Annotated in this window: 12 protein-coding genes; 2 read left to right on the forward strand and 10 right to left on the reverse strand. The window is 61.8% G+C overall.

Features of this window, described 5'->3' with window-relative positions; all coding sequences use genetic code 11:
• Nucleotides 1–128 precede the first annotated feature (128 nt).
• Nucleotides 129–773, forward strand: a complete 645-nt coding sequence (clpP, locus tag VQ071_RS18510) for an ATP-dependent Clp endopeptidase proteolytic subunit ClpP (RefSeq protein ID WP_340515617.1) — start codon at nt 129–131, stop codon at nt 771–773.
• Between the two features lie 78 nt (nt 774–851).
• Here clpP and VQ071_RS18515 read toward each other — a convergent pair whose 3' ends face one another.
• Together VQ071_RS18515 and VQ071_RS18520 are read right to left on the reverse strand one after the other, a co-directional pair.
• Nucleotides 852–1397 carry a DUF1697 domain-containing protein gene (locus VQ071_RS18515; protein ID WP_340515618.1) on the reverse strand — a complete coding sequence of 182 codons (546 nt, stop codon included), beginning with the start codon at nt 1395–1397 and terminating at the stop codon, nt 852–854.
• A 297-nt stretch (nt 1398–1694) separates the two neighbouring features.
• The gene (locus VQ071_RS18520) at nt 1695–2036 is read right to left on the reverse strand and encodes a hypothetical protein (protein WP_340515619.1); all 342 of its coding nucleotides are present in this window, start codon (nt 2034–2036) and stop codon (nt 1695–1697) included.
• 253 nt (nt 2037–2289) lie between these two features.
• On the opposite strand from VQ071_RS18520, the gene VQ071_RS18525 reads away from it, so the two are divergent.
• Complete coding sequence (locus tag VQ071_RS18525) at nt 2290–3012, forward strand: hypothetical protein (protein WP_340515620.1); 723 nt, start codon at nt 2290–2292, stop codon at nt 3010–3012.
• A gap of 40 nt (nt 3013–3052) precedes the next feature.
• On the opposite strand, the gene VQ071_RS18530 is transcribed toward VQ071_RS18525, so the two are convergent.
• The 8 genes from VQ071_RS18530 to VQ071_RS18565 all read right to left on the reverse strand — a co-directional run bounded on the left by VQ071_RS18530 (nt 3053) and on the right by VQ071_RS18565 (nt 23837).
• Nucleotides 3053–4303 (reverse strand): GAF domain-containing sensor histidine kinase, encoded by a 1251-nt coding sequence (locus VQ071_RS18530; RefSeq protein ID WP_340515621.1) that lies wholly within the window; start codon nt 4301–4303, stop codon nt 3053–3055.
• Nucleotides 4304–4432: 129 nt separating this feature from the next.
• Nucleotides 4433–8869, reverse strand: coding sequence for a DEAD/DEAH box helicase (locus VQ071_RS18535; protein WP_340515622.1), 4437 nt, complete (start codon nt 8867–8869; stop codon nt 4433–4435).
• Between the two features lie 25 nt (nt 8870–8894).
• Entirely contained in the window at nt 8895–11534 is a 2640-nt protein-coding gene (locus tag VQ071_RS18540; RefSeq protein ID WP_340515623.1) for a PAS domain S-box protein, read from the reverse strand.
• A gap of 152 nt (nt 11535–11686) precedes the next feature.
• Nucleotides 11687–12925 (reverse strand): glucosaminidase domain-containing protein, encoded by a 1239-nt coding sequence (locus VQ071_RS18545; protein WP_340515624.1) that lies wholly within the window; start codon nt 12923–12925, stop codon nt 11687–11689.
• 346 nt (nt 12926–13271) lie between these two features.
• Entirely contained in the window at nt 13272–13871 is a 600-nt protein-coding gene (wrbA, locus tag VQ071_RS18550; RefSeq protein WP_340515625.1) for an NAD(P)H:quinone oxidoreductase, read from the reverse strand.
• Between the two features lie 108 nt (nt 13872–13979).
• Nucleotides 13980–19694: a HAMP domain-containing protein gene (locus tag VQ071_RS18555; protein ID WP_340515626.1), complete on the reverse strand. Its 5715-nt coding sequence runs from the start codon at nt 19692–19694 to the stop codon at nt 13980–13982.
• A gap of 45 nt (nt 19695–19739) precedes the next feature.
• Nucleotides 19740–21389, reverse strand: a complete 1650-nt coding sequence (locus tag VQ071_RS18560; RefSeq protein WP_340515628.1) for an ATP-binding protein — start codon at nt 21387–21389, stop codon at nt 19740–19742.
• Between the two features lie 495 nt (nt 21390–21884).
• Nucleotides 21885–23837, reverse strand: a complete 1953-nt coding sequence (locus VQ071_RS18565) for an ATP-dependent DNA helicase (RefSeq protein WP_340515629.1) — start codon at nt 23835–23837, stop codon at nt 21885–21887.
• Nucleotides 23838–23953 lie beyond the last annotated feature (116 nt).

A 23953-nucleotide genomic window follows, 5' to 3' on the forward strand; every position in this document is an offset into this window, starting at 1 on the left:
ACTTCGATCCGCCGTCGTTTCGTTATGCTCGGCGATATCCTTCCTTCTATATGCAGACGAACGGCGCTATCCAAAAGATACGCGCTAAAAAAATAAATGCCGCGCTTCCGGATCGCGTATCCTGGCGCATGCGCCGGACGTTTACGGATCAGCTACACCATCACAGGCACGAGGAGGCCAACCGCATGAACGGATACATCCCCTATGTCATAGACCAGACCGCCAGAGGCGAGCGTTCGTACGACATCTATTCGCGGCTGCTGAAGGACCGCATCGTCTTCCTCGGCGCGGCGATCGACGATATGCTCGCCAACGCCGTCGTCGCCCAACTGCTGTTCCTGGCGGCCGAGGACCCGGAAAAGCCGATCAGCATGTACATCAACAGTCCGGGCGGCTCAACGACGGCAGGCATGGCGATCTACGACACGATGCAGTTCATCAAGCCGCAGGTGCATACGATCTGCACGGGCATGGCCGCTTCGTTCGCGGCGATCCTGCTGCTGTCGGGCGAGCGCGGCAAGCGATTCGCGCTGCCGAACAGCGAGATCATGATCCATCAGCCGCACGGCGGCGTACAGGGACAGGCGAGCGATATCGCGATCAGCGCCAAGCGGATACTCAAGATCAGGGAGACGCTGAACAAAATAACGGCGGATCGCACCGGCCAACCGATCGAGCGTGTCGAGAAGGATATGGACCGGGATACGTTCATGAGCGCGGAGGAAGCGGTCGCCTACGGCATCGTCGATCAGGTTATCGAGACGCAGCCGTGAAGTGTGCCTGACATTCGCAAGTGAAGCGTGCCCTGTCGTGCTCCGCCGGCAGTCCGGCAGCGGTACGGCGTTGCGAACTTAGGCTTCCATCTGCGCGGCGAGCTCGCCCAGCTTGCTCATCGTGTTCCAGTTGCGTGCAGTGATCGGCAGCTTCATCTTCCCGAACAACTTGGCGAACTCGGAATCCAATATGCTCGGCGTGAGCAGCAGGTAGACCTCTTTGTCCCGCACGACGCATCGCTCGCCCGCGGCCTCTGTGTCGGCAATCCGGGCGGCCTGCTCGGCGTCAAGCGGCGTGTCGAGCAGATTCACATACAGCTGGCTGGCCGCCGCGATCTCCTCCGCGGAGTACGGGCATGCGTCCAGCAGGTCCCGCATCTCCTCGGACGACCGGATGAGCACGACCGCCCTTTTGACGCCGAAGTCGCAGTGCAGCTTGTCCTCGATCAGCTTCTTCACCTCGGAGGCGGGACGATCGGAGCGCAGGAGCACATTCCCGCTCTGGATGTAGGTGCGGACGTCCGCGAAGCCGAGCTGCTCGCAGGCCGCCTTGAGCTCGGCCATCTTGATCTTGTTGTTGCCGCCGACATTGATGCCGCGCAGCAGCGCGATATGTACGGTCATCGTTAGCCTCCATCTCTACGCGAATCCGGACGCGCGCCTCGGGCTGCACTTGTCACGAATTCGTCGGTACCCTTCGGGGGTAAGATTAAGTTAGGATAAGGGTAACGAATCTCGGAGGTGTTGGCAATGGTCTACGTCATTATTCTGATCGTCTGCATGTTCGTCGGCGGCGGCGTCATCGTGCTGGGCGGCAAGAGCGCGATCGCGTCCGGCGACTGAGCCGGCGCAACATATCCCCGCAACGATCAAGCGCCCGGCAGCCTGCAGCTGCTCGGGCGCTTGATCGTTCTCATCGGCCTATCGGCCAATCTCGATCTTGTACCTGGCTCGCTCCGTCACGAGCAGCGCGGCATCGTCCGCGGTCTCGGTCAGGCTGAGGCCCTCGAGCGGGATCTCGAACGTATCCATCGGCAATGCCGCCTCCCTGCCCTCCGTCACGACCGTGCCCATGCCGCGCAGCAGCAGCGCCGCGCTGTCGGTATAATCGTCGAGGGCATTTTCCTTCGCCGCTCTATGCTCTACGCTGCCGAGCCGGATGCGCACCTCGTCGAGGTCGTCGTCCTCCTGCTTGGATACGAGCAATTCCTTGTCCACCTGCGCTTCGAGCCATTCCGTGACATCCGCGATCGATGCGGGCATGCAGACTCCTCCTTCGTCGTGTTCCGTAGTCGTGTTCCGTAGTCGTGTTTCGTAATCGTGTTTCGTAGTTGTGTTCCGTATGTGATCCTATCGACCCGTCGGCCGGTCTCCGGCTCGATCGACTGCCGCCACTTCATCTATACCCCCGTACGCGCAGCTTGCCTCCCGGTGCGCCCATTTCGCTGGCGGCAGTATCATGCAGGGCGCCTGCGGAATAGGCTATCCCATCACATATGTAATGGAGGCGGGCGCGATGAACTTCAATCCGCACAGCGCATACGGTCATGGCTATGGGTACTTGCAAAACTACAACGGCGGCGTTTCGCCTGCTTATTATGGGTATCCGGGCATCTCTTATGCGGCCGGATACGGGTACCGGCCATACTACGCGGATTCGTATCAGCCGCTACCACCCTATCCGGGACTCGAGCAGCTGCCGCAGCCGGTCGGGCAGGCTATGCCGGCGACCGAGGATGGCGGCGGCCACCAGCTGGGCCTGCAGGCCCAGGGCAGCATCGGCCCCATCGATGCGGGGCTGCATGCGCAGGGCTACGTAGGCGGCGGTCAGGGTGCGGGCGTGCAGGCCGGCACGTATGTCGGCGGCGCGCACGGGCTGGGCGTACAGGCAGGCTTCGGCGTCGGAGGCGGCCAAGGCATTCATGCGAAGATCGGCGGTCAGGTGGGCGGGCCGATCGGTGCGGGTGTGCAAGCCGGCGCGCATGCGGGCTTCGCCCAGGGCGTCGGATTTAATACGGGCGCTCAGCTCGGCGGCGAGCATGGGCTCGGCGTGCAGGCGAAGGGCAATCTGAGTGCGTCGTCGGGAGTTGAAGCGTACGCCGGCGGTCAGGCGGGCGGCAAGTACGGCCTCGGCGCCGAAGCCGGCGCGCATCTGGGTCCGCAAGGCGCGGGCATACAGCTGGGCGGCCATGCTGCCGGTCACGGGGCGGGCTTCAAGACAGGCATCAAATGGCGCTAAAGCAAATGAATCGCACGCAAGCTGCCGCTTGCCGTGCGATTCATCCTGCATGCGAGGAACGTTGCTGCCGCAGCGCGCGCAGCGGTACGGTCAGCGTGAAGCTGGAGCCGCCGGTGCCCGATTCGGACAGGGCGATGGAACCGCCCATCAGCTCGGCGTATTGACGGCAGATGGACAAGCCCAGGCCTACGCCGCCGTAGTTGTCCTTGACCGAACGATCGTGGACCTGGGAGAAGGAGCAGAACAGGCGTTCGCGTCGCTCGGCCGGAATGCCGATGCCCGTATCGCTCACGCACAGCTCCAGCCAGATGCGGTCGTCCGGCGCTAGCTGGGCTGCCTGTCTGACCGTAACGGCTACTTCGCCTCGCTGCGTGAACTTGATCGCATTGCTGACCAGGTTGATCAGAATCTGCCTGATCTTGAGACCGTCGCCTTCGTAGCCTCCGAGCAGATCGTCGTCAATGTCGAAGCGCAGACCGATTCCTTTCTGCCCGGCATCGTAGGCGTACAGCTGCAGCACCTGCTCGACGCACTCGGCCAGATCGAACGCCCCGATCTCGAGCGCCATGCTGCCCGACTCGATCCTCGAGTACTCCAGAATCTGATTGAGCATGGACAGCAAGCCGTTGCCGCACGCTTCGATCGTCTCCACGAAGCTCTCCTGCTCCGCCGACAGCGGGGTCGTGCGCAGCAGGCTGGCCATGCCCATGACGCCGTTCATCGGATTGCGGATCTCATGGCTGAGGATTGCCAGCAAGTGTGCCTTTTCGTCCGCCACGCGCTTCGCTTGGGCCTCGGCAGCCTTCAGCTGCTCGACGGACTCGTCCAGCGCCAGGACGTCGGTGAAAAACCGCGAGAGTGACAGCATCAACTCTACGTCGCGGTCCTCGAATTTATAGTAACGGTCGTCAAACGCGCACAGCGAGCCGAATATCTCGCCGGAGGGCGTCAGCACGGGCACGCCCAAAAACGAGCAGCCGCCTACGAACTGCGTAGCGGGCATGTCCTTTGTCAGCGGATGCGTAAAGTTGTTGTCGATGACGAGCGGTCCTTGCGCTTTTTCGGTTACGAGCGCACAGTACGACTCCTCGTTGGCAACGACCAATCCTTCTGCCAGAATCACTTTGTCCCGGTTGAAGGCGTTGATGACGACGGTCGACACGCGGTCCAGATTGGCGATGCAAAATGTATTTGCGGGAATCATCCGGCTGGCGGTATGCATGACATCCATGCCGGACTTGTACAATTTATCCGATATTTTGGCGAGCACGTCCACATAGTCGGTTTTCATTCGTTCACCCTCTCGTCTGAATGACCGCATAGGCATCGCGCTAGATGCAGCATCGCAGGAGGCGGCGCTTATATGCACTATATATTATATACTACTTTTTACATAAAAGGTTTCATATCGCCTAACAAATCACGTTTGCAGCCATAGTACGAGCGATCGCATCTGTTTTTCGGCGCCGGCCGCCAGCAGCTGCTTGCCGGCCTCCGTCTCGGCAGCCGCCCGGCCGTCCCATTCGTCAAGCTTGAGCTTGACCAGCTTCTGGCGGCGGAGGATCGTCTGAAAAGCGGTCCGCAGCCGCTCCGTCTCCGACGCGGACAGACCGTCGCCGTCCGCATCTACGCTGAAAACGCGCTTACCGTTGTTCTCCACCCAGTAGGCCCAGCGCTCGCCGTCGAGCAGCAGGAAGTTGCCGGGCTTGCGGGCGTATGCGGCGCCGCCGCGGGTCTCCGCCGGCCAATCTGCGAGCAGGCCGAACGGGTTCGCCGGATCGGCGGCCGACAGCACGGCGAGCTGGCCCGGGCCGACCTGCGCGGACCGCTTGACGGCATCGGCAAACCCCGGCGTGGCGAACTGGAGCGACGCCATGCCTTGGATGAATGCGCCTCGCGTCACCATCCCCCAGTCCTCCAGCTGCCGCAGCACCGGGTACAGCGTGTCCCAGGAATAGGGTGAGAGCTTGGCGGCGAGCTCCTTGTTCACCATGCCGTACGTGCCGAGCAGATGCTTCGTCCAGACGAGCGCCGGAGCGTCGGACTGATCCTTGGCGCCCTGCGTGCGGCCCGGTTCGGACGCGGTCTCCTCGAGCAGACTCGACACCGCATACCAGCGGCCGAGGCCCGATCCCGTCTTGGCGGCAGCGGCGCGCTTGCTCCTTGCCGCTGCGGCATGGAGACGCAGCGGCGCGAACTGGTCGTTGGAGACGATCCCCTCCCATGCCAGCTCCAGCAGCGCGGGCAGCAGCTCCGATGGCGCCATCTCCATTTCCCGCGACAGCTTGGTGAGGAAGCTCGCGCCCCCTTCGCGGATCAGCCGTGCCAGGCGGGGATGCTTCGTATGCTCCTCCTGCCTTCGCGCCGCCTCCGCATAGGGCTTGAAGAGCGCGGCATCGTCCGCCAGGAAAAAAGCGACCTTACCCTCGCGCTCGTCCTCCTCCTTGCGTCCGATCCACAGCAACTCGCCCGTCGCGCACAGCATGTCCAGGTCTTCTTTGCGGTAGCTCTGCACGCGCGCCGGCAGGATGAGCGTCTCCCAATGGGACAGCGGCAGGAAGATGCCCTGCAGCCTGGAGATGGCGGCAAGCAGCCCCTCGCCGCCCTGCAGCTGCGTGCCGGGCAGCGCATGCTGAAGCAGCGCGATGCGCGCGCACCACTTGAGCGCGTCGGCCGATTGTGCCTGCGAGCGGGTATGCCGCACCGACAGCCGCACGAGCTGCGAGGCGACCTGCACGCTCGTCCACAGCCGCTCGCCGGCGCTGGCGGCATGGGGTGCGCGCTGGATCAGCTTCTGTTCCAGCAGCAGTTCCACAGCCTCCGCCGCAGCGGACAGCGTGAGCGAGGGATAGCGCTCGCACAGGTCGGCCTCGGTAAAGGAGAGGCGATGATCGGCATAGCGGGCAAGAATGAAGACGAGCGATTGGCGGTCATCGGGGAAGCGCGTGTACAGTTCGGCTTCATCGGCGGCGATATAGCGAACCTCGTCGTCGCCCGGGAGCCGGACGGATGCGGCGGCGCCCCGCGCCTCAAGGCTGCGAAGCAGGACAAGCCCGTGTTCGCCCGCCGCCTTCACGATCTCGCCCGCCGTCATATCACCTTGCGTCTTGAGCAGCGCGGCCAGCCCTTGCTCGTCCTCGGCCGCATGAGCCGCAGGCGCCAGGCGGGCTTCCATCTCCGCGACCGCCTCGTCGGCGACGCCCCCTTTTCCCGTACGATCTCCGAACAGCTCCAGCGCCAGCTCCCGGTTGACCTGCAAAATCTGGCGGCGCGTCGATTCGTCGAGTCCGTCGCCTTCGTAGATCCGCATATTGACGTAGTCGGCCATGAACTGGGCGGCCAGCGGAGACGGATGCGGCGTCTCCCGCACGACATAGGACATCGCGCCCGTCTCCAGCTCCGCAAGCAGTCGCTTGAACGCATCGAAGCTCAGGTCGTTGCGCAGCGTCTCCCGCATCGCCTCGGCCAGATAGGGGAAGTGCCCGGCGAACGGCAGCGCCTTGCGCAGCAGCTCCTCGCTGCGCAGCCGCTTCTGCCACATCGGCGTGCGCGTGAAGCTCCGCGACAGCAGCAGCGAAGTCTCCGCGATCTTGCGGAAGGCGACCGCAAGCAGCGGTGAACCGGCCACCGCCTCGGTCAGCAGCGACTCCGCGTTCGACGTCGATACTTGGCTGAGAATCCCGAGCCACGATGCGTCCCACTCGGGCAGCACGAGCTCGATGCCGTTGTCCTTGGCGTTGCCGTACAGCTTGTAGGGCATGAGCAGCTCGAACTGCCGCTGCAGCCCAAGCAGCCAGGCCCGGTTGACGCGCCTGCCGCAAAAGTTGTGGATGACGACATGCGTCTGGTTCATCACGTCCCGGTAATGCTCGACGACGATCTGCCTGTCCGTCGGGATCGCGCAGGCCCGGTGCTGGGCGCGCACCAGCCCGATCAATTCTCCGGCGCTCTGCGCATCCATTCCGTATTCCGTGCGCAGCCATGCCGCGGTCTCGTCGTCCGCTTCCCGGATTGCCGTACCTTCGGCGGCCGTCTCCGAACCGCCGCCGATGCGCAGCCGCTCCGCCAGCTCCCGCCAGAAGGCGCCGATCTTCATGCCGAGCGCATACGATCTGCCGCCCGCCTCGTTGCGCCAGAACGGCACTTCGCTGAACCGGTTGGCTGCTTCGGAGACGTATACGCGGTCGTTTTTGATCTCGCGGATCATCCAGGAGCCCGCGCCGAGCTGGAACACGTCGCCGACGCGGCTCTCCTGGATGAATTCCTCGTCAAGCTCGCCCAGATGCGCCCTGCTCTCCATATGATGGATCGGGTAGCCGCCGCTCTGCGGAATCGTCCCCGCTCCCTGCACGGCGGCGGCCCGCCCTGCCGGTCTGCCCTTGAGCGTATCCGTACGGGCATCCCAGTCGAGCAGCGGTCGAAAAAAGGGATAGAACCCTGCGAGCACCTTGAGCATATCCCTGAACCGCAGCTCGTCGTAATCGCGGTAGCTGTCGCTGCGCCGAATCAGCCGCAGCAGCTCGTCCGTGCGCCAGTCGTCCATCGACACGATGGCGACCGTCTGCTGGGAGAGCACGTCCATCGGTCCGTACGGGATGACGATGTCCTCGATCCGGCGGCGCTCGACCAGACGGGCAAGCACGGCCGCCTCGGGCAGCAGCGCCTTGGAGCGAACGATCAGCAGGCCGCGGCTCTCCTCGCCGACGGCGTGGCCGGCCCGGCCGATCCGCTGTATGCCGCGGTCGGCGGCGAGCGGCGAATCGATCTGGATGACCAGATCGATATGGCCGATGTCGATGCCGAGCTCGAGCGAGGAGGTCGCGACGATGCAGCGCAGCTCGCCCGCCTTGAGCCGGCGCTCGGCCGCGAGGCGCCGCTCGCGCGAGAGGCTGCCGTGATGGGCGCTCGCCATCTCGTAGCCGACATGATCGTTCAGGCGGAGGACGAGCCGCTCGCTCAGGCGCCTGCTGTTCACGAACACGAGCACGGAGCGGCTGCCCTCCATCGCCTGCATGATCCGGTCGAGCAGCGGCTTCCACACCGCCTCCCGCCCCGCAGCCGGCGCATGCGGCTCGGGCATGACGATCTTCACGTCCATCCGCTTGGACATGCCGCTCTCCACGATCGTCACCGGCCGCGGGCGCATCCCGCCATGCGCCCCTGACGACGCGCCGTCTTCCTCCTCCTCCCAGCCGCCGAGGAATCTCGCCACCCGCTCGAGCGGCTGCTGCGTCGCGGACACGCCGATCCGCTGGACGCGATGTCCGCATGCGGCGGCAAGCCGCTCCAGCGAGATCGACAGATGCGAGCCGCGCTTGTCCGCGGCCAGATCGTGAATCTCGTCCACGATGACCCGCTCCACCGTCCGCAGCATATCGCGCCCCTTGACCGAGGTCAGGAGCAGGTACAGCGACTCCGGCGTCGTCACCAGCAGGTCCGGCGGCCGCCTCAGGATGGACGCGCGCATCGCGGCGGTCGTATCCCCGGTCCGCACCTCGCCGCGAATGCCGGGCCAATCCATCCCGCGCTCCGCCGCCCAGGCCTCAAGCTGGCCGGCGAAGGCCGCGACATGATGCTGGATGTCGTTGTTGAGCGCCTTGAGCGGCGTGATATACAGCGTGCGCAGTACCGCTTGGCGCGAACGCCCGCCGGGACCTGCCCGCCGGGCGATGAGGTCGAAGCAAGGCAGCAGCGCCGCCAGCGTCTTGCCCGAACCGGTCGGTGCCGCGATCAGCGTATGATCGCCGGCGCCGATCGCGGCCCATGCGCGCGTCTGAATGTCTGTCGGCTCGCCGAACGTCGCCTCGAACCACTGCGACAGCACGGGATGGAAGGAGGGCTTGCCGTCCAATGTCAATCGAATCGCTTCTTTCTATGCTGAATTACATCGCAGGACGGTCAAAAAACTTGGCGATCATCTCTCTGACCAATCCGGTATAGATCGGCTTGCTCATATATTCGTCCATGCCGGCCGCCATGAACCGCTCGCGGTCGCCCTTGAGCGCGTTGGCCGTCACCGCCACGATAATCGGACATTTGCCCGCAGGCAGCCGCTCCCTGATCATCCGGGTCGCCTCAAGGCCGTCCAGACCGGGCATCTGCACGTCCATGAAGATCAGGTCGAATTCATCGCTCGTCGCGGCTTCAACCGCCTCGACGCCGTGCGCGGCGATCGAGACGCGATGCCCTTGCTTCTCCAAAATCTTGAGCATGACGAGCTGGTTGATCTTGTTGTCCTCGGCGACGAGGATATGCAGCGGCCGGGCGGCCGCATTGTCGGCGGCAGACGGCTGCGCGTCCTCGGGCCCGTTCGACCCGGACGCGCTGGGCTCCAGCGTCACCGTGAAGGAGAAGGCAGCGCCTTGACCTTGAGCGTCCTGCTGCTCAAGCCAGATGTCTCCGCCCATCAGCACGGTGAGCTTCTTGCTGATCGCAAGACCGAGTCCCGTGCCCTCGGTCTCCTTGGTGAACTGGTTGTTCACCTGATAGAACGGCTGGAACAGCCGATACACCTTGTCCTTCGGAATGCCGATGCCCGTATCCTTCACTGTGAACAGCAGCTTGAGCTCTCCGGGATCGGCCGCAGCCTTCGAGACAGTGACGAATACGCAGCCTCTGGCGGTGAACTTGACCGCATTGCTCAGCAGGTTCATCAGCACCTGCTTCAGCCGGTTGGCATCGCCGATGGCGATGAGCGGCACCTGGGGCTGGACGTCGACTTTGATCTGGAGGTTTTTCTCCAGCGCCTTCGTCGAGACGACGTCGACCGACTCCATGACGCATGCCCGAATATCGAACGGCTCGTGGATGAGCTCCGTCTTGCCCGAATCGATCTTGGAGAAGTCCAGAATCTCTCCGATGATGCTCAGCAGCGTCTCTCCGCTCTTGCGGACGACCTCCAGGTAGCTGCGCTGCGCTTCCGACAGATTGTCGCCGTCGAGGAGCAGGTCGGTCATGCCGATGATTCCGTTCATCGGCGTGCGGATCTCATGGCTCATCATCGCCAGGAACTCGCTTTTCGCCTTGTTCGTAGTCTCCGCCGATTCCTTTTCGATCAGCAGCTTCTTCTGCTCCGTAATATCCTTGATAATTAAATAGTAGCCGACATTCTCGCCGTGGATGATGATCGGCGCCAGCGTCGTGAGCACCTCGCGCGTGCTGCCGTCCCTGTGCGTGATCTTGTCGTTCTGCCGCACCTCGGCTTCGGCGGCGTCGGCATTGCCCCGCAGCTTGCCGAGGTTTTTCCAGCCCGTAAATGTGCCGATCGAGTTGCCCACCATCTCGTTCGTGCTGTAGCCCGTCAGATCCTGCGCGACCCGGTTGGCGTTGATGACGCGGCCTTCCAGATCGACGGAGATGACGGCGTCGTGATTGTATTTTTTGAGCGATGTGTAGCGCTCGACGCTCTCCTGCAGCTTGAGCTCGACTAGCTTGCGCTCCGTAATGTCCTGCACGGTGCCGACGATGCCGCCGAGCTGCTCGGATTCCATATGAGACGCGATGCCGCGGATATGGAGATATTTAATCGAACCGTCGGCCTGCGGCGCACGGGATTCGAAGCTGATCTCCCCGCCGGCTGCCGCCGCCTCGGCCATCAGCGCGAACTCGTCGCGTTCTTCGGGAGCGACCAGATCGAGCAGGGACATCCCGTCGTGGTCCGGACGGCTCGCCGCATCTGCATAAATGTCCCGCAAAAAGGCGGAATGCGAAAAGCGCTCGTTTTCGATATCCCATTCCCAGCTGCCGATCGCCGCGACCCGTTCGGCCTCTTCGATCATCGTTTCGTATTTTTTGCGACCGGTGACTTCTCTGCCGACGAACATTCTGTAACGATTCCCCAGGTGGTCCTCAAGCCGGTTGACGGCAGCTTCGAACCAGAGCGCACGCCCGTCCTTGCGCTTCAGCCGATATTCGCGCATCGCGCCGGCGAGCGGGCATTGCTGCTGGTACAGCACCAGATCCTGCTCGTCGAACAGCAGCTTGTCCTCGCGTCCGATCAGCTCGGACGGGTGGTAGCCTAGCAAGGAGAGCGTAGTCGAGGCCGCTTCTACAATTCGCCCGCTGTCGTCGCATATGTAATGCAGATCGATCGTATTGTCGCCGATGACCTTGTTCAGCTTCACAGTCCAAGCCAGCTGGTTCTCAATCCGCTTCCTGTCCGACGCATCGTAAAATTGCCACAGTACGACCGGTTCGCCGCCGTCCCCGGAAGCGACGCTGCTCGCGGTGACGTCCGCCCAGCGCTCGCTGCCGTCGCCGCCCCGCAGCCTGGCGCTCCGGAGCGGTTCGCCGGCGAACAACGACTCCATGCTGGCGGCAGCATCCCGATTCGGGTCTTCCTCCTCGAATAGCGCCGGCGCGCTGACGGCGAGCAGCTTCTGTTCTTCATATCCCAGCATGCGCTGCAATGCTTCGTTAACGTACAACCAGCGGCCAGAGGCATCCGCGATTCCGATGCCGTGCCGCGACGATTTGATCCATGATTCATACAAGCCCGGCGCGAACTGCGGCGAGTCTGACATCGCAATTATCTCCCTTCGCCTGTTTGCCGATATGTTTCAATTCTATCCTGTTTGTCTATACCCAAAAAGCTTTTTTTCGAATCTTCCTGCAGACGCGAAAGAAGAGACCGCCGGACTCGACAGTCTCCCTGGATGACTTGCATCCTCGCTCGCTATAGCTTGCGATAATCGCTTTTCATGATGTTCATCACCTTGCCGGCCCAGCTCGAGCTGGCGGGACAATATTTTTGGGCGACTTTGTCTACTGTCGTATAGCCTTTGTCCACATATTTATCCGAGAGCAGCTGTCCGAACTTGCGCACCGATTCGCCCTTCGATTTGAAGCTGAACGCTTTGCTGTCGGCGCTCGAGGTCGCGTTCAGACCGAACAAGTTGTTTTTGGTGCGCGACAGGCGGCTTTTGCCGTTGCCGCTCTCGAGCTTCATGACCGCTATCGTGAACAAGGCGTTGATGCCGTACTCCTCCTCGATCTCGAGCACGACGCTCTCGATACCGTGTCCGGCAAGCGCGGTGCCTTTGAACAGCTTGGCGATATGCGCCTCCGTCAGCCCCGAATCGGACGCGACCCGATTGGTCGGCGATGCGGGCTCACTATCCGTATCGGTGCTGCTGTCGGAGCCGGCCGCCGAGCCGTCCTGCGGCAGCGGATCGTCAGGCTTCGCTCCAGGTACGTCGAGCTGGACGGCGCCGTCTTCGGGCTGCGCAGGCGAGAGCGCGGGCGGGCCCCCATCCGGGTCATCCAGCAGCTTGGCATAGCCGCCGTGCACATAGCCGCCGTCCTTGAGCTTCAGCCAGCCGTTGTCCGTCAGACTCAGCACCTCGAGCCGGGTGCCTTGGCTGACTACGCGCTGCACCTTGGACCCGTTGTAGGGGTTCGTGCGGACATTCAGGTAGTAGGCCGTAACTTCGTAAATAGCCGAATCCGGCTTATGTATATCGGCATTGGCACCGCCATCCGCGCCGTCAGCGGCATCGGCATCGGACGCGGGGGCAGTCCCGTCCGCCTGGTCGTCTTCGTCGGGAGACGCAGGATCGGCGCCGTCGCCCGGCTCTGAATCGGGCGTGAACCTGAGCATGCCTTTCTTGATCTCTTCGGGCAGCGATCCGGACCGGAGCACGGACGGCGTATCGGAAACGGGGGATATCGATTCGACCGACGCCTCTGCAGGCGGTTGGGACGAGAGGGAGGACAATTGGGGAGGAAAGGTCGTATCTGAAGGCGGCACAGGGACGTCTGACGGATCGGCGGCGTAAGATGGCGCAGGCGCCGGGGCGGCGACGGCGGCCGGAGCCGACTGCTTCAAGTCGGCGAACGAGGTCAGGCCGAGTGTTGCGAACATAGTGACGACGATTAATAAAACAAGGGGGAACCGCTTCTTATCTCCACGCATAACAGCACCTCTCTTCGATTAGTGAAGGACGAGCGAATCGTGAATATAGGATAGATTGTACAGACGGCTCCCTGAAAAACATGTCAAACTGTAAACGAATATTTGCATTTCCTTTGTCGCCTCGGCGTAGAAAAGCATAAACGCCCCCTTGCATACGGTAATCATTCAACGGATTCCAGCACCATATCCGCTCCGCTGGCGCCACCTGTCGTCTAATGGTGCGAATATTCCTCCGGGAGAAGACCGGTCGCTTCGAAGCCCGAACGCAAAAAAAACGGAACCGCGTCCCTGCCATCTGTCGATGGACATGAATGCGATTCCGTCTTTGTCGGACAACTTTTTTGTGTCAATCCTTGAGCTTGGCGGCGATATCGAGCACGCGTCTGGTCTGCACCTCTATCGCATCGAACACAGAATGATCGAAGACGCCGTGTTCGTCCACCGCCGTACTGGCGCCATACGGATTGCCTCCCGCCTTGAAAATCTCGGGCGCCGTATACCCCGGTGCGACGACGATCGAGCCCCAGTGGTAAAACGTCGTATATAACGCCAACAAAGTGGCCTCCTGACCGCCGTGCGGATTCTGGGCGGAGGTGAACGCGGAGACGACCTTGTTCGCGAGCTTGCCCTTCGCCCACAGTCCGCCGGTCTGATCGATGAACTGCTTGAGCTGCGCGGCTACATTCCCAAACCGCGTCGGCGTGCTGAAGATGATGGCGTCCGCCCAATCGAGATCTTCCGTCTTCGCGACCGGAATCTCCTGCGTCTCCGTGAGATGGGCCTGCCAGGCCGGGTTCGAAGCGATCACCTGCTCCGGCGCCAGCTCCGCGACGCGGGAGAGCCGCACCTCCGCGCCCCATGTGCGGGCGACATGTGCGGCTTTTTCCGCCATCTTGTGGTTCGTGCCGGTCGAGCTGTAATATATGATCGCGAGCTTGATGGTCATTCGGCTGCCTCCAATCGGTCTGTACCTTGCGGAATATCGGATATGCCGACTACGCCGGCGTCCGGTTATCCTTTACCCGCCATACAGACCGCCGAAGCAGCCGTCCGCTCACTCCTCGCCCCGGTCGAGCCAGCTCCGCATCATCGCGAGCAACTGCGCGCTGTTGACCGGCTTGGTGATATAGTCGGAAGCTCCCGCTTCGAGGCACAGCTCCCGGTCGCCCTTCATCGCCTTCGCCGTGAGCGCGATGATCGGCAGCTCCGCGAACGCCGGATTCGTCCGGATCGCGCGGGTCGTGTCGTAGCCGTCCATCACCGGCATCATAATATCCATCAGCACGATGCTGATATCCGGCGTGCGCTCGAGAATATCGATCGCCGCCTGGCCGTTCTCCGCCGGCAGCACCTTCATCTGGTGCCGCTCGAGAATCGTCGTCAGCGCGAAGATGTTGCGGACATCGTCGTCGACGACGAGCACCTTGCGGGATTGGATCGCTTCATCCGACTGATAGATGCGCTCGAGCGCTTCCCGCGATCCTTCCGGCAGCTCGTCCGAGCGCCTGTGCAGGAACAGCGTCGTGTCGTCCATAAGCTGGACGGCGCTGCGCGCTTCTCTGATGATGGACGTCTTGGCGATCTCGTCCCATTCCTCCTGCTCCTCCGGCTGCAGCCTGATCTCGCCGTCGAGGACGATCGGCAGGCGTCTGCCGGTCGACTTCTTCTGAATCTCTCTTAGCAGCTTGGGCATGGGCATGTCCGCGATCTTGCCGTCGAGCACGAGGCAGTCGAACGGCTTGGTGCCGAGCTGGTTGAGCGCCTTGCGCCCCGTATCGACCGCCGAGATCTTGAGCGAGCCGCCGGCCAGCGATTCTACGATCCGATCCCGGCGCTCGGCTTCCTTCACGGCGACGAGCAGCTGACGCCGGTCCTGCGAAGCGAATGCGAACAGGCGCTCCAGCGCGAGATCGAGCTCTTCGTTGGTGACAGGCTTGCACAAGTAATCGAATACGCCCTTGCGCAGCAGCTCGATCCGATCCTCGTCCACCGTGATGATGCATACCGGAATATGGCGGACCGCCATATCGTTTTTCAGATGTTCCAGCACGAGCCATCCGTCCGTATCGCCCAGATGCAGGTCAAGCGTGATCGCGAGCGGGTTGTACTTCTTCGCCAGCTCCAGCGCCTGCAGTCCCCTGGCCGTGATCACGGTCTTGATGCCCTTGCGGGCGAGCGCGTCGCGTACGATCTCGCCGAACTTGAGATCGTCCTCGATGATCAGGAAGACGGGATCGCCCGGCTGAATGTCGTCCCGATCGTCATGCAGCTCCTCTATCGGCTGCTGCGAGGACAGTCTGGTACGCTTCGGCGGCGAGACGTCGATCACCTCGGGCACATGCCGCGTCTTCGGCTCCGGCGGCACGTCCCACGTGTCGACCGGCAGATACAGGTTGAACACGCTGCCGCTGCCCGGCTCGCTGAACAGCGTGATCTCGCCGCCCAGCATGTCCGCGATCTCGCGGGAGATGGCAAGACCGAGTCCGGTGCCGCCGTATACCCGGTTCGTACTGCCGTCCGCCTGCTGGAACGCTTCGAAAATAATCTGCTGCTTGTCCTTCGGAATACCGATGCCGGTATCGCTGACGCTGAAGCAGATGACGGATGCGGCCCGGTTCAGCTTGTCCGCGCCTGCGTTCCAGCCTTCCGTCGCCTTGCGCAGACGCAGCATGATCTCCCCGCGCTCGGTGAACTTGAAGGCGTTGGACAGCAGATTTTTCAAAATCTGCTGCAGCCGCTTCGGATCGGTGACGATCCGCGTCGGCACCTCGGGATCGAGCTTGATCCGGAAGTCCAGCAGCCGCTCGTCCACCATATGGCGGAAGGAACGGTCCAGTCCGTCGATCAGCTCGCGGACGTCCAGCTCGCTGTATTCTGCCGACACGGTCCCCGATTCGATCTTGGACAGGTCGAGAATATCGTTGATCAGATTGAGCAGCTCGTGACCGGAGTCCTGAATCGTCTTGGCGAACTTCACCTGATGCTCGGCCAGGTTGCCGTCCACATTCTCCGCGAGCTGCTCGGCGAGCAGCAGCAGCGAGTTGAGCGGCGTCCTCAGCTCATGCGACATGTTGGCGAGAAACTCGGACTTGTAACGCGACGTCAGCGCGAGCTGCTCCGCCTTCTCTTCGAGGAAGCGGCGCGCGACCTCGACCTCGTTGTTTTTGCTCTCGACCTCGGCCTTCTGGATGACGAGCAGCTTGGCCTTGTCTTCGAGCTCCTCGTTCGTATTCTGCAGCTCGAGCTGCTGCTTCTGCAGCTCCTCGGTGAGCGACTGCGACTGAATGAGCAGCTCCTCCGTGCGCTGATTAGCCTGCATCGTATTGATGACGATCCCGATCGAATCGGTCAACTGGTCGAGCAGCGCGATGTCGATCTCGCTGAACGGCTTGAACGAAGCCAGCTCCAGCACGGCGAGCACCTGCTCCTCGAAAATGATCGGCAGCAGCACGATGTTGAGCGGCGTCGCTTCGCCGAGCGCCGACGAGATGACCACATAGTCGCCGGGCACGTTCGTCAGCAGGATGCGCTGCTTTTCGATCAGGCACTGGCCGACCAGCCCTTCGCCCGCCCTGAACTCGTTGGCCAGATGCTTGCGATTGTGGAAGGCATAGCTGGCGAACAGCTTGAGCACGGATTGTCCGGACAGCACTTCGTTCATATAGAAGACGCCATGCTGCATCGAGACGAGCGGCGCCAGCTCGGACAGGATCATCCGGCATACGGCGTACAGGTCCCGCTGGCCCTGGAGCAGGCGGGAGATCTTGGCGAGATTCGTCTTCAGCCAGTCCTGCTCCGTATTGATCCGCGTCGTCTCCTTGAGATTGCGGATCATCTCGTTGATATTGTCCTTGAGTGTCTCGACCTCGCCGGCGGCGGCGACGTCGATCGTCCGCGACAGGTCGCCGTTGGTGACCGCCGTGGCGACGTTCGTGATCGCGCGCACCTGCGTGGTGAGCGTGCTCGCCATGTAGTTGACGTTGTCGGTCAGATCGCGCCATGTGCCCGCCGCGCCCGGCACGCTCGCCTGACCGCCCAGCTTGCCCTCGGCGCCGACCTCGCGCGACACGGTCGTGACCTGCTCGGCGAAGATCGCGAGCGTATCGGTCATGTTGTTGATCGTCTCCGTGAGCTCGGCGATCTCGCCCTTGGCGTCGACGGTCAGCTTCAGCTTCAGGTTGCCGTTCGCGACCGCCGTCACGACCTTGGCGATGCCGCGCACCTGGTCGGTCAGGTTGGCGGCCATGATGTTAACGTTGTCGGTCAAGTCCTTCCAGATCCCGCCGCCGCCGCGCACCTGCGCCTGTCCGCCCAGCTTGCCGTCCGTGCCGACCTCGCGCGCTACGCGCGTCACTTCGGACGCGAACGAATTGAGCTGATCCACCATCGTATTGATCGTGTTCTTCAGCTCGAGCAGCTCGCCCTTGACGTCGACGGTGATCTTCTTCGACAGGTCGCCGTTCGCGACCGCCGTCGTGACGCCGGCGATGTTGCGCATCTGAATGGTCAGGTTGCTCGCCATGTAGTTTACGGTGTCGGTCAGGTCCTTCCACGTGCCGGAGACGTCCTTGACGTCCGCCTGCACGCCGAGCTTGCCCTCCGTGCCAACCTCGCGGGCGACCCGTGTGACTTCGGACGCGAAGTTGCCGAGCTGGTCCACCATCGTATTCATCGTATTTTTGAGCTCGAGAATCTCGCCCTTGACGTCGACCGTGATCTTCTTGGACAGGTCGCCGCGCGCGACGGCCGTCGTGACGTCCGCGATGTTGCGCACCTGGTCGGTCAGATTGCGGGCCATATTGTTGACGCTCTCCGTGAGATCCTTCCAAGTGCCGCCGACGCCCTTGACCTGGGCTTGTCCGCCCAGCTTGCCGTCCGTACCGACCTCCCGCGCCACGCGCGTAACTTCGGATGCGAACGTCGACAGCTGGTCCACCATCGTATTGATCGTGTTCTTGAGCTCCAGAATCTCGCCTTGAACGTCCGCCGTGATCTTCTTGGACAGGTCGCCGTTCGCGACTGCCGTCGTCACGACGGCGATATTGCGCACCTGGTCGGTCAGATTCGAGGCCATGTCATTAACCGATTCGGTCAAGTCGCGCCATGTGCCGGCGACGCCCTTGACCTGCGCCTGTCCGCCCAGCATCCCTTCGGTGCCGACCTCGCGCGCCACGCGCGTAACTTCGGACGCGAACGTCGACAGCTGGTCCACCATCGTATTGATCGTGTTCTTGAGCTCCAGAATCTCGCCCTTCGCGTTGACGGTGATCTGCTTGGTCAGATCGCCCTTCGCGACCGCCGTCGTGACCTCTGCGATGTTGCGCACCTGGTCGGTGAGCGTGCCGGCCATATAGTTAACGCTGTCGGTCAAGTCCTTCCACGTGCCCGAGACGTCCTTGACGTCCGCCTGGCCGCCGAGGATGCCTTCCGTGGATACTTCGCGCGCCACGCGCGTAACTTCCGAAGCGAAGTTGCCGAGCTGATCCACCATCGTATTGATCGTGCTCTTGAGCTCGAGAATCTCGCCCTTCGCGTCGACCGTAATTTTTTTCGACAGATCGCCCTTCGCGACCGCCGTCGTGACCTCGGCGATATTGCGCACCTGATTGGTCAGATTCGAAGCCATATAGTTAACGCTCTCGGTCAAGTCGCGCCATGTGCCGGCGACGCCGCTGACCTCCGCCTGGCCGCCCAGTATGCCCTCCGTGCCGACCTCACGCGCCATCCGCGTGACTTCGGATGCGAACGTCGACAGCTGGCCGACCATCGTGTTGATCGTTACTTTGAGCTCCAGAATCTCGCCCTGCACGTCCATCGTAATCTGCTTGGACAGGTCGCCGTTCGCGACGGCCGTCGTGACGACGGCGATATTGCGCACCTGATTGGTCAAGTTCGAAGCCATGTAGTTGACGCTCTCGGTCAAGTCGCGCCATGTGCCGGACACGCCCTTGACGTCCGCCTGACCGCCGAGCTTGCCCTCCGTGCCGACCTCGCGCGCTACGCGCGTGACTTCGGACGAGAACATCGACAGCTGATCCACCATCGTATTAATCGTATTCTTGAGCTCGAGAATCTCGCCCTTGGCGTTGACGGTGATCTGCTTGGACAGATCGCCCTTGGCGACCGCGGTCGTGACGGCCGCGATGTTGCGCACCTGATCGGTCAGGTTGCTCGCCATGTTGTTGACGCTCTCCGTCAGATCCTTCCACGTGCCGGATACGCCCTTGACGTCCGCCTGGCCGCCGAGCTTGCCCTCCGTGCCGACCTCGCGCGCCACGCGCGTCACTTCGGACGAGAACATCGACAGCTGGTCCACCATCGTATTGATGTTGGATGCCGTCCGCTGGAATTCGCCGGTCAGTGCCCGTCCTTCGAATTCGAGCTCGACCTTCTGGGACAGATCGCCCTGCGCGACCGCATTGATGACGCGCACCATCGCGCTCGTCGGCTGTGTCAGGTCATCGATCAGGCCGTTCAGCGATTCGACCGTCTGATCCCAGGCGCCGCCCTTGTTGGACGCGGCGAACCTGCGCGACAGATTGCCCTCCTTGCCTACGACGCGGGCGAGCTGCTGAATCTCGTGAACCATCGCCTCCTGCGTGTCCATGATCTCGTTGAACGTATCCGCAATTTTGCCAGCCACACCCGTATAATGATAAGGCATGCGGTAGGCAAAGTTCCCTTTTTTCCAAGCCATCAGCGCATTCAGCAGTTCTCCGCTGTCCGGCATATCTTCGCCGGCCAGCTGCTCCTTGTTCCGATCCGTCATCGTCTACTCATCCCCCATGAAGCTTAAAATAATGAAAAATCATCATTAAAATCTGCTGCGTATTAGCTGTGTCAATCGCTTCAGGGATATCGGTCTTTGTATATATTCGTCAATGCCGGCGTCGGCGTCCGCGCTCGCCGGCCCCTCAGCCGTATCGCCAAGCCGCGAGCATAGCGCCACCGTATAAGGCGGCTCCCTGGCCTCGCGCCAGACGCGCATGCCGCGACCGGGACGTCCCGCGGGAGCGGCAGCGGTCAAATATTCCTCATCCGCAAAGACCAGATCGAAGTCGCCGGCCTGCAGCGCTTCGCGAACCGATTCGGCGTCTGCGGCTGTCTTCGCGCCGAGACCGAGCATGTCCAGCATATGTAGGAGCAGCATGCGATAGATCGGGCAGGGCTCGCCGACCAATATTTTCAGCTGATCGGGCCTGCGCGCCTTTTCCAATCCGTCATAATCGGGCAGCACGGCCAGCTCCTCCGGGCTCAGCGGCTCGGCAGGCTCATCCGGACCGCCGGCCGCCCGGACGGTGAACACGAACATGGCGCCGGGCTCAGACGTAGCTTCGATCCGGATGTCTCCGCCCATCAGCTCGACGAGCGACTTGCTGATCGACAGACCGAGGCCGGTGCCGTCGAACTTGCGATTCATCGAGGTATCGAGCTGCGCGAACGGGTGGAACAGCAGGTTGATCTTGTCCTCCGGAATGCCGATGCCCGTATCCAGTACGGTGAACTCGATGGTGAGCCTGTCCCCGCCGTCCTCCAGCCGGTTGACGAGTATATATACGCCGCCCTCCTTGGTGAACTTCACCGCATTGCCGACGATATTGATCAGCACCTGCCGCAGCCGGTTCTTGTCCCCGACCAGGCTGCTCGGCAGCCGCGGATCGAGCACGACGATCAGCTCGAGCTGCCGCTCGCGCGATGCCGCCGTGAACAGGTCGATCGTCTCCACCAGACACATCCGAATGTCGAAGGGCGCCTCCTCGAGCTCCATCTTGCCGGATTCGATCTTCGAAAAATCGAGTATATGATTGATGACGGACAGCAGCACATTGCCGCTCGTGTGGATGATGCCCACCATGCTGGCATATTCCTCGGGAAGATCCGAAGAGAGCAGCAGATCCGACATGCCGATAATGCCGTTCAGCGGCGTCCGGATCTCATGACTCATCACCGCGAGGAATTCGGACTTCACGCGCAGCGCGATCTCGGCCGTCTCCTTGGCCTGGACGAGCGCGTGGTTCGTCCGCTCGAGCTGCTTGGTCTGCTCCTGCAGCAGTTCGCTCTGCAGCTGCAAGGCTTTGTTCGTCTCGTACATACTTACATATCCGGCAATCTTGGATCTGAAAATATGCGGAGCCAGCGGACGGGTCAAGTAGTCGATGGCGCCCCCTGCGTGGCCGTCAAAGTCGTACTTGCCTTCGTGCGCGTCCTGGGAGACGAATATAATCGGGACGACGCGGGACTTTTCCCTCGCTCTGATCATGGCGGCCGTCTCGAAGCCGTCCATGTCCGGCATGTGAATGTCCATTACGATGACTGCAAATTCCTTTTCGAGCAAATAGCGGAGCGCTTCGATGCCCGAGTACGCCCTCACGCAGTGGTACGGCTCACCGGCGAGGATCGCTTCGATCGCCATCAGATTTTCCGGGCGATCGTCTACGAGCAAGATATGGGCGGCCTCTTCCATTCCGCTCCTCCTTGATGGATCATTTAGAATTTTGAGCAAAATGATAAGGCCGATTCAAAATAGACCTGACACGTTTATATACCCACGCATTTTTTGTCTGAAACACCCGAACGACCTCCCTTTAAAAATATTTTTATGATGCGTAAATTCGGAGTGTGGGGAGCAAATTTATCGCAATTAGTTTACATAATATTAGTTACGTTTGTTTGGGGGAACCATACTTTTGTATAGCTGCTATCAGGCATCTCTTTTTCATTGATGCCGCTCTTATCGAGCAAATATTCGTTAAATGCAGCCAAATCAGCGCATTTATCCGAATTCGAGCAACACCTGCCGATTAGCATTTATTTACTCCCGCTGCCCCTTGTAGGCTATAATTAGTTGTATTTTGCATTTATCTTGCGTTTGGCCTGCCTCTCCTCTGCCTTATTCAGGCTTGCATAATCGACAAAAAAACCACGCAGCGATAACCTGCGCGGCCATGTATTTCTTGTGCTATTGCGTCAATTCGACATCCTGCGGAAGCGCGTGCGCGATCTCGGCGCGCAGCGCCGCATCCGTGTGCAGCGAAGGCTCCAGCACGACGATCGTGCCGCTGTCCTCGCGGGTACGAATCAACCGTCCGCAGCCCTGGCGGAAGCGCAGCAGCATATAAGGAAGATCGACGTCCCGGTACGGGTCGTCCGACTCTTTGCGCCGTGCGTCGAATACGGGATCGTGGGGCGGATAGGGCAGCGCCCAGATGACGACCGCAGACAGCGACGGCCCCGGAATGTCCAGTCCCTCCCATAGCGTGACTGCGCACAGGACGCTGTCGATCTCGCGCTGGAACTCGGAGATGAGCACGGTAATCTCGCGGTCGCCTTCGAACAGAATCCGGCGCTTGCTCTCGCCGCCGCGCCTCGCCAGCTCGGCCTTGAACGAGGCGAGCGCCTCTCTGTCCGGGAACAGAATCAATGTACCGCCTTCCGCATGCTCTATCGCAGCCAGCGCATTTTCCGTTTTCCAGCCGATATCCGTCCTGTCGTCCTGGGAGCGCGTCGGGACGCGCACCGTCATCCGCTCCGGATATTCGTAGGGAGACGGCACGCTGAACGACATATAGTCGCCGACGCCCAGACCGTCCGCGATATACGCGAACGATTCGCCTGACGACAGTGTGGCCGACGAGAACACGATCGGCATCGGCTTCGAGAATACTTTCTCACCGAGCACCTCACGCACGGTTCGCGGCATAATAACGAGCGTCAGCCCCGCGAGGCCGTCTATCGCCCAGCAGATCGGCGGCTTCGGACTCGCGAAGAGGCCCAGCGCCGTCCGCATCATCTCCAGATGCTCCTCGACGATCCGCAGCTGATAGCCGTCCAGATTGAACAGCTCGCTCTCGAACACGAGGTCTTCCTCGATCCGCTCCAGTACGCGATCCAGCGTCCCGACCTCTCTGAGCAGCGCCGCGTCGACCGCGATCTCCATGCGATCCGAGCCCGGCACGGGCCGGCTGCGCTTGGACAGCGCGTCGAACAGACGCTCGCTGCGCTCGATGGCCAGATCGATCTGCACGGCCAGCGATTCGCGAATCTCGTTTTTCAGCAGCCGCGTGACCAGCTCCTCGAACGCCGCATGCTTCAGCCTGTAGGTGAGCGCCTTCTGTGCCGCCGACTCCAGCAGATGGCCCTCGTCGAACACGACCGAGCTGTGCTCCGGCAGCAGGGGCAGCTGACCCTCGCGCTTGCGGCTCTCGTAGGTCCACACATGCTCCATATAAAAGTCGTGCGAGCAAATAACGATATCCGCCGCCTGCCGGTAATGCTCGCGCGACAGCGTCATGCCGCAGCGATGGCGCTTGTCGCACACGAAGCAATCGCGGAAGCTGTCCCAGCCGATGCGCGCCCACTGCGCGTCGTCCAGATCCGGATATTCCCGCCGGTCCCCGTATGCATGAAAGGACTGCAGCGCTTCCGACTTGCTCACAAAGGCCGGCAGACTGTCGTAAATATTTTTATAAATGTCCGCATCCGCATAGCCGAGCCGGGCATCGTCCAGCTTTTGCAGACAAAGATAACGGTCCTGGGACTTGCCCAGACGCGCGTCGACCGCAAGGTCGAGATGCTTGGCCAACTTGGCGAGGTCTCCCTCCGGCTTGGCGAGCTGCTCGATGAGCGATTCGTCCGCACAGGCGATGACCGCCGGCTTGCCCGTATAGCGCGCATAGCAGACCGCGTACAGCAAATAGACGAGCGTCTTGCCCGTACCGACCCCCGCCTCCGCGAAGATCGTTTTTTTGTCCGCATACGCTCGTTCGACCTGATAGGCCATGTAGATCTGTTCGTCCCTGACCTCGAATCCGGCTTCGGGCAAAATATCGTAAAAGACGTCGGCCACCCATTCGCCCACCTGCTGAACGAACGGCCTGCCGCTCACAACTTCAAAAGGATAACGCTTGCTCAAGCTATGCTGCCTCCAACCTGAAAATGTCGCGCCCTCTCTGATAGAAAGCTTCGTGACATTATGTCACGATCCCGGCGGAAATGCAAAAAAGGCGCATAACGCCCCGTATCGCAGAT

It is taken from the genome of Cohnella sp. 56 (genome assembly GCF_037963805.1).
Lineage (GTDB): Bacteria > Bacillota > Bacilli > Paenibacillales > Paenibacillaceae > Cohnella.

Coding starts and splice junctions, on each gene's coding strand:
- clpP (WP_340515617.1), top strand. CDS start 129: ATGCGCCGGACGTTTACGGATCAGCTACACCATCACAGGCACGAGGAG.
- VQ071_RS18530 (WP_340515621.1), bottom strand. CDS start 4,303: ATGAAAACCGACTATGTGGACGTGCTCGCCAAAATATCGGATAAATTG.
- VQ071_RS18555 (WP_340515626.1), bottom strand. CDS start 19,694: ATGACGGATCGGAACAAGGAGCAGCTGGCCGGCGAAGATATGCCGGAC.
- VQ071_RS18545 (WP_340515624.1), bottom strand. CDS start 12,925: ATGCGTGGAGATAAGAAGCGGTTCCCCCTTGTTTTATTAATCGTCGTC.
- wrbA (WP_340515625.1), bottom strand. CDS start 13,871: ATGACCATCAAGCTCGCGATCATATATTACAGCTCGACCGGCACGAAC.
- VQ071_RS18540 (WP_340515623.1), bottom strand. CDS start 11,534: ATGTCAGACTCGCCGCAGTTCGCGCCGGGCTTGTATGAATCATGGATC.
- VQ071_RS18515 (WP_340515618.1), bottom strand. CDS start 1,397: ATGACCGTACATATCGCGCTGCTGCGCGGCATCAATGTCGGCGGCAAC.
- VQ071_RS18525 (WP_340515620.1), top strand. CDS start 2,290: ATGAACTTCAATCCGCACAGCGCATACGGTCATGGCTATGGGTACTTG.
- VQ071_RS18560 (WP_340515628.1), bottom strand. CDS start 21,389: ATGGAAGAGGCCGCCCATATCTTGCTCGTAGACGATCGCCCGGAAAAT.
- VQ071_RS18520 (WP_340515619.1), bottom strand. CDS start 2,036: ATGCCCGCATCGATCGCGGATGTCACGGAATGGCTCGAAGCGCAGGTG.